The following is an 11,975-nucleotide window of genomic DNA, read 5'->3' on the forward strand; positions in this document are numbered from 1 at the left end:
TAAAAAAATCCTATAAATCTAAGATTTATTAGGATTTTTTTAAACTGTTCCTTCATCATTGTTCCTTCGTTCCCACGGTGGTACAAGGAAAAAATTCCTCCGTGCCTACGGAACTTTAGGTATGAATTTTTGTAATCAAGTTAAATTTTTGAAACTTTTCATCTTGATTAATCATCTAACATATGTAAAATAAAAGATGCTGCAGCAGTTGAAAGAAGGTAACGAATGGATATAAAAGAGCTTGTTATAAAAAGCAAGGATGGAAATATTTCATCATTTATGAAGCTTCTAAGAGAAAAAGAAGAGCTTATATATAAGATTTCCTTTACCTATACAAAAAATAAATATGATGCTGAGGATTGTATATCGGAGGCAGCGATAAAGGCTTTTGATAAGATAAAGCAGTTAAGAAATCCAGAAAAATTTTATTCATGGTATATTTCTATTCTTATAAATGTGTGTAGAAGAAGTATAAAGCAAAAAGTAAAAGCATCTTCAGATGAAGAATTAAAATTAATAAGAGATGAATTTTCTTATAGATCTGTTGATGACAGGATTATTATTGAAGGGCTTCTTTCTAAATTGAAAAAAGATGAAAGAGATATACTTGCGTTAAGGTATCTTAAGGATTATTCCATAAAGGAAATATCAAATATTATGGACATGCCTTTAAGTACCGTTAAGACGAAGATATATAGAAGTTTAAATGCTTTAAAATGTATAAATGGAGGTCTTAAAAATGAATACTAATATTCCGGATGATTTAATGGACAATGTTGAAAGAAAACTTAGAAAGCATGTTAAAAATAGAAGAAAAAACCTTCACAGGGCAGTAGCAGCCTTAGTTGGATGTGCAGTGATTTTGCCAACTTCAGCTTTTGCATATGCTAAGTATATAGATAGTATTCCGTATAAGCAGGAAATAGATTTGGCGCGTCAGCATAATAATATTACTAAGATAAATAAGGTCTTTAAATATAAAAATGTTACCTTTACTATAAAGGAAATTGTTGCAGATGACACTGGTATGGAGGTTATTTATGATGTATCTGATCCGAAGTATTCTATAGATAGGGTTAATTTTTCAGGTGGCAATAACAACTTTATTAGTGCTTGGGGATATTCCGCTCCACAAGAAGATGAAAACTCTAAAGAAAAAGCTTTTAATATATCTGTAGATAAAAGCGGGGGGGACTATATGGAAAATAACCCTATAAAAATAAAGATTAACTCAATTTCATACAAGGCTTCAAACAGTTTAGCAGATAAAATAAAATCTATGGTTAGTAGTAAAAGTACAAAGGTAGACTGGAGTTTAAAAATGAATGTTCCAATGCAAGCTACTAGAATAATTCCAATCAATAGGAATTACAAATTAGATATTGGTACATTAAAAATTAAGGATTTGAAAGAGGGAATACTTCAAACAATTATAGAATATGATTTTACTCCTTCAAGTAGTGATATACAAAGTGTAATGCCTATATTTTCAATAAGATTAGATAAAAAGTATACAAGCAATGTAGAAAAAAAACAGTCGAATTCAATGCAGGGAGAAGATTTTGAATCTATATATTATAAAAAAGTAAATGAGATAGGAATAAGACTTATAGGAGCGCGGGTTAATTATGAATTTGTGAATCCTAAAACATACGAAGTGAAAAATGATAAACTTCCAATGGAATTTGATTATAATGGAGATAAGTTTAAAATAGTTTCAATGAAGGATAAGGGCAAATCAACTGAATATGCAATAGAGTACAGTAAGAAAGAGAGGACGTATGATGATTTGAATATAGTATTTGGAAATGGAAGTGGTGGGCAAATAGAAAATGGTACTGTTGAATATAAAGATAAAGCTGCTAATGAAAAAATATATAAGAGTTTAATCAGAAAGATTCCAGAAGATAATATTAAGAGTATTTCCGATTTTAATACTGGTGCTATAAGTACTAAGGTTACAACAGAAGTGAAAGGAGAAAAAAGGTTTAAAGTTTCTGGAGCATATAAACGAATTATTTACGATGAGGATGAGATAGTAATTGATAATCCATTTAAAAATTAATTGAAAGTGTTGTTTTAGACAATTTTACTTGTTTAATATAAATTAGTGAGTTATAATGTTTATAATATTTTGAAAGGGTAAGGTATGTAAGCGATGCGAAAGTAATCTTTTTTAGAACGAATAACATCACAAAATTTAAAAATTTATATTTTAGTATGTTTTTTTGTGATGCAATAATATTCTAGAGAGGGTTACTTTACGTTTATTATAGTTAATTATATTAAAGTTTTAAATTGATAAAATATTTTTTACACTTAATTTTAAAGTAGGATTAGAGTACAAAGTACAAAGTAGAGGTAGTAGTGAAGGTAGATTTATCTTTCACTGTACTCTATACTCTTAATCTTTATAAATTACTTGTAGGAATTTTTTAACAACATTTAAAGCTTTCAGATATTTTATAATGATATGTAAGTTTCCTCTCTAAGCAAATGGGAGGAATTTTTTATGTTAAATTTAGAAATATGTAATTTAAAAAAGTATTTTGGAGATAGATTAATTTTAGAAATAGATAATTTAAAGGTTTATAGTGAAGACAAAATAGGTATAGTTGGAGTAAATGGAGCAGGTAAAAGTACACTTCTTAGTATACTTTGTGGAAAGCTTGAGGTAGATGAAGGCTATATAAAACATTATGGGAGTTGTTCTTATATAAGCCAGCTTGAAGAACCTAATTATGAGGTTAAGGATAATGAATTATACAGTAAATTTAATTTGCAAAATAAGTACAATAATAATTTAAGCGGTGGAGAAAAGACAAGGTTTAAGATAGCAGAAGCACTTAGTAAGGAAAGCGGCATTTTATTTGCAGATGAGCCAACATCAAACTTAGATATATCAGCCGTAAAAATGTTTGAAGGAATGCTATTAAATTTTAATGGTAGTATAATGCTTGTTTCACATGATAGAGAACTTTTAGACAGTGTTTGTAATAAAATACTTGAAATTGAAAATGGAAAAGTTAAATTATATGACGGTAACTACTCCCAATTTATAAATCGAAAGAAAATGGAAAGAGAGAGAAAAGAATTTGAATATACTCAGTATGTAAAGGAAAAAGAAAGGCTTGAAAAAGCAGCGGTTGAAATTGAAGGTAGAACTTCATCAATGAAAAAGGCACCTAAGAGAATGGGAAATTCTGAGGCTAGACTTCATAGAAAAATGGGAAATCAAAAATCTAAAGCAAAATTAGATAAGACAAGGAAGGCTATGTATTCAAGAATTGAGCACTTAGAGACAAAAGAAAAAGTTGTGAAGGTAGAAAAGGGAAATATTGATTTTGAAGCATTAAACAAAGTACATTCTAGAGTTGTTATTTCAGGCGAAAATATTAATAAGGCATTTGGAAAGAGAACAATATTTGATAATGCTAAATTTGAAATATTTAGTGGAACTAAGGTAGCTTTAATGGGTGACAATGGTTGTGGTAAGACAACTTTAATAAAGATGATACTAAATGATAAGGAAAAGATAAAAGTTTCAAAGGCACTTGAGATAGGATACTTTAGTCAGGATTTAAGTATTTTAGATGAAAGTAAAACCGTTCTCTACAATGTAATGAAAACTTCTGTTTATGATGAAGCTTTTGCAAGGCTTATTTTATCAAGGCTTTTATTTAAAAGAGAAGATGTTTATAAAGAAGTTTCAGTTTTAAGTGGAGGGGAGAGAGTAAAACTTTCTTTTGCTAAGATGATTCTTACAGGAAGCAATATACTTATATTAGATGAACCAACTAATTATCTAGATTTATATTCAATTGAGGCATTAGAAGAGGTTTTAAAAGAGTATGATGGAACAGTTTTATTTGTATCTCATGATAGAAAATTTATAAAAAAGGTTGCAACAGATATACTTACTATAAAAAATCATAAAATAAATACCTTTAGAGGAAATTATGATGAGTACTTGAAATTTATAAATAAGCCTAAGGATACAAATGTTGATGCTAAGAACGAAAAGATGATTTTGGAGAACAAATTATCCGAAATTATAGGAAGACTTTCTATGCCGGGTAAAAATGATAATATAGAGGAATTAGATGCAGAGTACAAAAGGATTCTACAAAGACTTAGAGAAGTAAAGCAAAGCTTATAGTAGTAATTTGGGCAAGTATACTATAAGAGAAATGAAACCCTTAGAGATTAAAGGAGAAATAACGGATTTTAATTCCTATGATGAAGATGAAATCTTGAAGAAAAATACAAATAATTTAAAAAAGGCAATTACATTGGCAAATTTGAGGCGTGTAATAAACTTTGATCAAACTGGCATTAAAGATGATAAATATATAGTTGCAGAAGAAATAGATGATTCAAAAAACGATTCTGATGGCAAAATTGTTACTTATTCTAAATGCATTTACACTGTTATGGAAGATGGAAGATGGTTAAATGGTCATAAAAACATTGATGATAAAGTAGAAGAGAGTTTAAGAAAGGTTGTCAGGGAGAAAAAATGTGAGCCGGTAGGATTGGTATATGTTAACACGTTACTTACCACATATGAAGAAGGACTTGAACGTATATTCTTAGAAATTTATGTACCAATAAAATAGTAGATAAAAGGTATTGACCTGGGACTTACTCATAGGTTTAAAATAAGTATTTAGTAAGTGCAATTGAGTGTATTTGCTAAATACTTTTTTTAAGGAGTTTGTTATGTTAACAGAAAAAATTTTGAAAAGGCCAATAGTAAGTTTTATTATACTAAGTAATATAATTTTTTGGCCACTTTTTTCACTTGTAGGAGCAGCAAAGCTTTTAGGGTTTCCATCAATAGTATTTGATATAATGCTGTGCATATCTTCTTGGTCATCAACCTTTGCTTTTGCAATTTTATTTAAAAGAATTTATAAAGGACAAAATTTCGTAAAATATGTGAAAGATAAATTTAAGGATAAAATTAAGCCCTCAATAATTATTTCAGCTGTAATTATTGAAGTTATGATATTTATTGGTCTTATCTTTATAGTGAAAGCTAAAAGCAATGAAGGATGCTCAATATTTTCAGTAACCTCTTTTGGAATGTTTGTATATCTGTTTTTTAAAAATTTACTTGCAGGACCTACGGGAGAGGAGCTAGGCTGGAGAGGTTTTGCACTAAATGAGCTTCAAAAAAAGTATTCGCCTTTAAAGTCAGCTTTAATATTAGGGCTTTGGTGGGGGCTTTGGCATATACCGATAATGCTCACAGTGGGGCTAACTGGTATAAACTTGATAAAATACATTGCATGTTTTATGACTTCAATTATATCGCTTAGTATTATAATGACAGTGTTTTATAATTTAAATAAAAATTTATTAGTTACAATTATAATACATCAATTATCTAATTTCCTTATTGGGATTATAAATGTTAAATTAACAGATATTATAATGTACTATGCACTTTTATACTTTTCAGCAGCAGTTATATTAATAGCCGTAAAGCATAAAAGAGTATTTAAAGAAGAATATTTCGGGCGGTATTTCTGAAGCCGGTTGGTGTATCACCTGTATATTTTTTGAAAATATGGCTGAAATATAAGGGATTATCATATCCAACCATGGCTGCAATCTCACATACATTGTAGTTAGAATCAAGCAGCAAATTTTTAGCTTTGGATAAGCGGGACATAATAATATATTGGTTAGGAGTCATTTGAGTAAAATCTTTAAATATTTTTATAAAATAGTTGTAGCTTAAATTATTTTCTAGTGCAAATTTTTCAATATTAATGTCCTGCTTATAATTACTTTGAAAAAATTGTATTGCATTAAAAATCACATCATTTTTAGCATGGTGTGATGTATTTTGTTCAGAGGTATCACGGTGCATATTGGCAACAAGTTCTTGCAAGTATAATTTTGTTAAAAGCAGGAAATTGGATCTCTTTAACTGAATCTCTTGAATTATTTTATTAAACAAATCATCATATTTATTATTTATTGCTATTGTATAAAAACCAGTATTTGAATAGCCAGAATCTTTTAATAAAGAAGCTGCCTTATATCCTGTAAAGTGAATCCAATATATTTCTGGATTTTCATGAAGTAAATAATGATAATTTTGTTCGTGATTTGGAAAATACACAATAAAGGTTCCTGCTTTTACAGTCTTAAAAGAATCCTCAAATTTGTAGTGTCCAAGTCCATTTGCAAGGTAAAGAATTTGAAAATCACGTCGTCCACCTGGTCTTATTGTTTGAAATTTGTTTTTTGTGATTAATTTCTGATGTCCTACACTATTTACAATAATATCTTCACTGTTGTCTTCAATCCCTTCAAAAGTTTCTTGATAGTATCCAGTTATATTAAGCATAATAACACCCCACTATATTTAAGCCCATTATAGCATTGCTATTTTAAACTGTCTATTCAAAAATCGTTATTTTGTATATGTTTTCAGTTAAATTGTTTATATTAATGCATTGCGGCAAATTGTATAATGGAGATAGATACAGGTGTTAATAAGTAGAGGATTATGAGAGGATTTAAATATAAGAAAGTTAAAATATATAGATAACTTGAAAGTCAGAGTAGAGAGTAGAGTGAAGTATGATTTTTCTTCCCTGTGCTTTGAAGAATCTAAAATTTAATGTTTCCGCATGGCGTAAAATATAGTATCCAGTGCAGCTGACACTATTAAGTTCAAGGATTTAGCTGAGAGAAACGAAAGGTAAATCTAATTCCTACTCTTTACTATGTTTCAATTTGACATCTTGTATCAAAAATTTTGCAGGGGTGATAGAAATGTTAAATGTGAAGAAATATTGGGAAGATTTAAACGTTATGCATGTAAATAGACTGGAGCCAAGAGCATATTATATACCCTATGGCGATGCCAAGACTGCATTTAATAAGAAAAGGGGAGAATCACCTTATTATCAAACTTTGAATGGAAGCTGGAAATTTAAATATTATAAAAGTGTAAAACTTATAGAAGATGGGTTTTATAATGAGAATGCTTGTGTAAACGATTGGGATAATATTATAGTTCCATCTTGCTGGCAAGTAAACGGCTATGACCAGTGCCATTATACCAATTTAAACTATCCAATACCATGTGATCCACCATATGTACCAAATGAAAATCCAGCTGGAACTTATGTTAGAGAATTTAATGTGTCCGAAAACTGGAGTGGTAAATCAAAATATGTAGTATTTGAAGGTGTAAATTCCTGTTTTTATCTTTGGGTTAATGGAAAATTTGTAGGATATAGTCAGGGAAGCAGAATGCCTGCTGAGTTCGATATTACAAACTATTTGATAAGTGGAAAAAATAGAATGTCAGTGTTAGTTCTAAAATGGTGTGATGGAACTTATTTAGAGGATCAAGATTTGTGGCGTTTTTCAGGGATATTTAGGGATGTATATTTACTTGCTAGAGAAGAGGCTCACGTTGTAGATGTATTTACGAAACAAGATTTGTTAGCAGATTTTAGTAAGGCTTCATTGAATTGCGAAATAAAAACTGTAGGAAGCTGTGATATAAAGATAGAGCTTATGAATGCTGAAGCTAAGGTTGTCGCTAAAGGTACGAAGACTATAGATGGTAAAGACAATATACAGCTGGAAGTAGAAGAACCTACATTGTGGAATGCAGAAGCTCCATACCTGTATAAATTATATGTTTACAGCGGCGATGAGGTGATTTTATTTAATATTGGATTTAGAAGGATTGAAGCATTAGATGGTGTATTTGATGTTAATGGAAAGGCTGTAAAATTAAAGGGAGTAAACCGTCATGACTCTCATCCGGAACTAGGACAGTCCATCCCATTAAATCACATGAAAAAAGATCTTATGCTTATGAAGCGTCATAATATTAATACTATAAGAACTTCTCACTATCCAAATGATCCGCGTTTTTTAGATTTATGCGATGAATATGGTTTTTATGTGGTAGATGAGGCGGATTTAGAATGTCATGGATTGCACAGTGCAGGGCTATTTAAAGATGGTTCCTTCCATGTGCTTTCAAAGAATTCTCAGTGGAAAAAAGCTTTTTTAGACAGGGCAGAGAGATTAGTAGAAAGAGACAAAAATCATCCTTCTGTTATAATATGGTCAATGGGAAACGAGTCAGGTTATGATGCAAATCATATTGCTATGGCTAAATGGGCAAAAACTAGGGATAATTCAAGATTAATTCATTATGAAGGTGCGGCAGAAAATTATAAGGGCAGCACAGATACAGAGTGCCTTGATATGGAAAGCAGGATGTATGCTTCTACTGAATATATTGAAAAATATGCGCAAAATGAAGATAACAAAAAACCTCTCTTCCTTTGTGAATATTGCCATGCCATGGGAAATGGTCCGGGAGATTTAAAGGATTATTGGGATGTAATATACAAGTATCCAAAGCTAATGGGAGGCTGTGTTTGGGAATGGTGTGATCATGGAATAAAAACAGAAACCTCTGATGGAGAAGAGTTCTATGCTTATGGTGGAGATTTTGGAGATAAACCTAACGATGGAAACTTCTGCTTAGATGGTCTTGTATATCCTGATAGAAAACCTCACACAGGTCTTCTTGAATTGAAGAAGGTTATAGCACCTGTAAAAGTAGACGCAGAAGATTTAAAAAAAGGTACAATAAAGGTTACTAATTTATTTGATTTTATTGATTTGTCAGACATTGCATTATGCTGGAAGGTTGAAAAAGATGGAAAAACTATTCAGCAGGGAGAAATTTCAGAACTTGGGGTTGAACCACAGGAATCTCAGGTATATGAACTAGACTTTGACATTCCAGAAAAATTAGAAAGCAGGTTTTTCCTTACAATAAGCTGCATACAAAAGAAAGATACCCTCTGGGCTGAAAAAGGGTACGAGATAACTTTTGAACAGTTTGAACTACCGGCTCAAAAGCTTCAGAATAACTTTAAAAAGTGTGTTTCTTCAATAAAATTAGAGCAGGTGGATAATTTAATTACAATAGAAGGTTTTGATTTTTGCCATGTATTTGATGTTTATGACGGAGCATTTATAAAAATATCAAAGAACTATGTAGATATGATTGATGGTTTGCCAAAGTTTAATATATGGAGAGCACCAACAGATAATGATAGAAATATAAAGGATAAATGGATAGTTGAAGGTTATGAAAGAGCAGTTACCCATGTGTATGATGCTAAAATTACAAATAGTTCAGATACTTCTGTGGAAATTACTACGAGTTTTTCACTTGCTGGATATAGTATGTATCCTATTCTCCACGGAGAAGCTATTTGGACTGTAAATGGAACAGGAGAAATATCACTTAAGGTTAAAGCTAAGGTTAGAGAAGAACTTGAATTTCTTCCACGTTTTGGTTTGCAGCTTATAATGCCAAAGGGTACTGAGGAAGTTGAGTATTTTGGCTATGGACCTCATGAAAGCTATATAGATAAAAAGCGAAGTGTTAAAAAAGGAAAATACTTGCTTACTGTAGATGATATGTTTGAAAACTATCTTATGCCTCAAGAAAATGGTTCGAGATACGGAACAGAATGGGCTGTTATATCTAACAAATTAGGTATGGGACTTAAGTTTACAGGAACCTCTGATTTCTCCTTCAATGCAGCACACTATACACCAGAGGATTTAACGAAGGCTGGTCACCCATACGAGCTTAATAAGAGAAAGGAAACTGTTGTAAATATTGACTATAAAATGAGTGGTGTAGGTTCAAATTCTTGTGGACCAGAACTTCTTAACAAATATCGTTTAGAGGAAAAAGAATTTGAATTTGATTTAAAGATAACTCCTATTTTTAAAGAAGAGTAAATGAGTGAAACAATAATGTCTTGCAACGTTATTGTTTCAACCAAAGATTTACCACAATTAGGTATTGGCTTAGTATATTTTTCAACTTTAATATATCTCTTTCCTTAAAGTTAATAAGAATACTAATAAAATTTGTATGAATTTTATTAGTAAAAAAATAGGTTGCTGCACTAAGTGCAACAACCTATTTATTTGCGTAATAGTGTTTTGAGAATTTTAAGTGCCCTGCTTTTTCTTTCGGATGAGGAAATTACTACTAATATATTGTCATCATTATTAGAAGACAGTTTGTTTAAAATATTGGAATCTTCAATATATATTCCGTATGTACCTAAATTACCAGAAGAATTAGTTTTAGTTAAAAACTTATAATTTTCTTTTGAAAGTGAAGAAAATCCATTGAGCGATTGCAAATTTAAAAATATACCAGAAGAAAAATAACTTTGAAAAAACTTTTTATTTACAATAGCCATATCTATATCCTTTGCAGTAATTTTAGCAGCTAATTTTTCAAAGGTTTGAGGATTAGAACTAAGAGATTCTTTATCAGTGAAGGCTGAGTCAAGAGTAATAATTTTTTTCTTATCGTTATTTAATATAGTTTTGTTAATATTATTTTTCATGTCAGACATATTCTTTTCATTGATGTAATTTCCAATGTAAGTAATATTGTAGTATTCCTGTTGTTTTGTAACCATGGAATATATAAAAGATACTATAAGTGCGATTACTATTAATACAGCAAAAATGTGAATTTTATAATATTCCCAAATATAAGCTCTTTTTTCTTTAGGAGACATTTTTTTTACCATTTCAGCTACTTGTGGATTTTTCATAAGTTAATTCACTTCCTAAACTAAATATGTATGTTTTTATATAATAATTTAGCATAGCATAAATAAGGGATTTTAACAAATATTATAAGTCAAATTCAAAGAATAAAAGTGTATAATAATTCTAGACATGGTTTAATATATATGATATACTAAAAATACATTAAACGTTTACGTTGAATTTTATAGCATTAATTGAAATGGTTTGTCCTTAATAGCCTAGCAATTACTATATTCAAATCGTAAAATACATAAGAATAAGAAGTTTAGAAGGAATGTGTTATTATGGAAAATCAAAATGGCAGACCAACAATTAAAGATGTAGCAAGAGAAGCGGGTGTATCTGTAGCCACTGTTTCAAGAATAATCAATGGATTAGATGGATATTCAGAGGAAACACGCTCGGCAGTTATGGATGTTGTTTATAAATTAGGATATAGAAGAAATGCTGTTGCTGCCCATTTAAAAATAAAAAAGACACATACTATAGGTGTACTTATGCCTAGAATTGACACTGGATTTTATACGGAAATACTTGATGGAATAGAAGATGCAGCACATAGAAATAATTACAGTGTTATAATCTGCAACACAGGAAATTCTGGTATTAGAACAACAGAGTATTTAAATGTTTTATATGAACGTCAAGTAGATGGAATAATTGCTTGTAGTATGTCTCCAAAAGAAAATTTTGATAAAAAAATAGTAGCAACACATATACCTAGTATTCTTGTTTCAACATTATCTTATCGCTGTGCATTACCATATGTAAGGGTTGATGACTATCAAGCTTCTTATGCAGCTGTGTCATACTTAATTAAAAATGGACATAAAAAAATAGCAATGTTATCAGGACCTTTAAGTGATCCTATTGCAGGGATTCAAAGGATTAATGGATACAAACAGGCACTTATAGACAATAAACTTGATATAAATGAAAATATTATCAAATATGCAAATTTTAATTTTGAAACAGGCCAAAAGGCTATGAGAGAACTCTTAAAAGAAAAAGATAAGTTTACTGCGATATTTGCTGTTTGTGATACTGTAGCTGTAGCAGCATTATCTCTAGCTTATGAAAATGGACTTAAAGTTCCAGATGATTTTTCTATTATAGGATACGACAATACAAAGGAAGCATCTATGTGTATACCACCGCTTACAACTTTGGCTCAACCATTGTCAGAGATGGGTCAAAAGGCTTTTAATATGATATTAAAAAGGATAACTACTAAAAGTGAAGTTGAAAGCATAATTATGCCATATACAATTGTAGAAAGGGCTACAGTAAAAAAAATATAATATTATATTTTTTTTGCAAGTTAC

General features: G+C 30.2%; 9 protein-coding genes. 7 read left to right on the forward strand and 2 right to left on the reverse strand.

The features are described 5' to 3' along the window. The first annotated feature begins 225 nt into the window (after nt 1–225). From ACJDT4_RS03960 to ACJDT4_RS03980, 5 genes are all read left to right on the forward strand, one after another. Nucleotides 226–750, forward strand: coding sequence for a sigma-70 family RNA polymerase sigma factor (locus ACJDT4_RS03960; protein ID WP_406786237.1), 525 nt, complete (start codon nt 226–228; stop codon nt 748–750). Next, on the forward strand, nt 740–2,065 hold the full coding sequence (locus ACJDT4_RS03965) for a DUF4179 domain-containing protein (protein ID WP_406786238.1): 1,326 nt from the start codon (nt 740–742) through the stop codon (nt 2,063–2,065). Before ACJDT4_RS03960 ends, ACJDT4_RS03965 begins: the two co-directional genes overlap by 11 nt. Nucleotides 2,066–2,512: 447 nt before the next feature. After that, a complete protein-coding gene (gene abc-f, locus ACJDT4_RS03970; protein ID WP_406786239.1) occupies nt 2,513–4,159 on the forward strand; it encodes a ribosomal protection-like ABC-F family protein in 1,647 nt (548 codons plus the stop codon). Between the two features lie 31 nt (nt 4,160–4,190). Next, nucleotides 4,191–4,619, forward strand: a complete 429-nt coding sequence (locus tag ACJDT4_RS03975; RefSeq protein WP_406786240.1) for a hypothetical protein — start codon at nt 4,191–4,193, stop codon at nt 4,617–4,619. Nucleotides 4,620–4,722: 103 nt separating this feature from the next. Continuing rightward, the gene (locus ACJDT4_RS03980) at nt 4,723–5,538 is read left to right on the forward strand and encodes a CPBP family glutamic-type intramembrane protease (protein WP_406786241.1); all 816 of its coding nucleotides are present in this window, start codon (nt 4,723–4,725) and stop codon (nt 5,536–5,538) included. Here ACJDT4_RS03980 and ACJDT4_RS03985 read toward each other — a convergent pair. Then, nucleotides 5,507–6,364: an AraC family transcriptional regulator gene (locus ACJDT4_RS03985; protein ID WP_406786242.1), complete on the reverse strand. Its 858-nt coding sequence runs from the start codon at nt 6,362–6,364 to the stop codon at nt 5,507–5,509. The genes ACJDT4_RS03980 and ACJDT4_RS03985 overlap by 32 nt on opposite strands. A gap of 431 nt (nt 6,365–6,795) precedes the next feature. Between ACJDT4_RS03985 and ACJDT4_RS03990 the strand changes: the two genes are divergently transcribed. Further along, the gene (locus ACJDT4_RS03990; protein WP_406786243.1) at nt 6,796–9,816 is read left to right on the forward strand and encodes a glycoside hydrolase family 2 TIM barrel-domain containing protein; all 3,021 of its coding nucleotides are present in this window, start codon (nt 6,796–6,798) and stop codon (nt 9,814–9,816) included. Between the two features lie 188 nt (nt 9,817–10,004). On the opposite strand, the gene ACJDT4_RS03995 is transcribed toward ACJDT4_RS03990, so the two are convergent. Continuing rightward, entirely contained in the window at nt 10,005–10,652 is a 648-nt protein-coding gene (locus ACJDT4_RS03995; protein ID WP_406786244.1) for a hypothetical protein, read from the reverse strand. Between the two features lie 282 nt (nt 10,653–10,934). Here ACJDT4_RS03995 and ACJDT4_RS04000 point away from each other — a divergent pair, with 282 nt between their 5' ends. Continuing rightward, a complete protein-coding gene (locus tag ACJDT4_RS04000) occupies nt 10,935–11,951 on the forward strand; it encodes a LacI family DNA-binding transcriptional regulator (protein WP_406786245.1) in 1,017 nt (338 codons plus the stop codon). Nucleotides 11,952–11,975: the final 24 nt, after the last annotated feature.

The organism is Clostridium neuense (assembly GCF_045310695.1).
GTDB lineage: Bacteria > Bacillota > Clostridia > Clostridiales > Clostridiaceae > Clostridium_S > Clostridium_S neuense.

Coding starts and splice junctions, on each gene's coding strand:
- ACJDT4_RS03960 (WP_406786237.1), top strand. CDS start 226: ATGGATATAAAAGAGCTTGTTATAAAAAGCAAGGATGGAAATATTTCA.
- ACJDT4_RS03965 (WP_406786238.1), top strand. CDS start 740: ATGAATACTAATATTCCGGATGATTTAATGGACAATGTTGAAAGAAAA.
- abc-f (WP_406786239.1), top strand. CDS start 2,513: ATGTTAAATTTAGAAATATGTAATTTAAAAAAGTATTTTGGAGATAGA.
- ACJDT4_RS03975 (WP_406786240.1), top strand. CDS start 4,191: ATGAAACCCTTAGAGATTAAAGGAGAAATAACGGATTTTAATTCCTAT.
- ACJDT4_RS03980 (WP_406786241.1), top strand. CDS start 4,723: ATGTTAACAGAAAAAATTTTGAAAAGGCCAATAGTAAGTTTTATTATA.
- ACJDT4_RS03985 (WP_406786242.1), bottom strand. CDS start 6,364: ATGCTTAATATAACTGGATACTATCAAGAAACTTTTGAAGGGATTGAA.
- ACJDT4_RS03990 (WP_406786243.1), top strand. CDS start 6,796: ATGTTAAATGTGAAGAAATATTGGGAAGATTTAAACGTTATGCATGTA.
- ACJDT4_RS03995 (WP_406786244.1), bottom strand. CDS start 10,652: ATGAAAAATCCACAAGTAGCTGAAATGGTAAAAAAAATGTCTCCTAAA.
- ACJDT4_RS04000 (WP_406786245.1), top strand. CDS start 10,935: ATGGAAAATCAAAATGGCAGACCAACAATTAAAGATGTAGCAAGAGAA.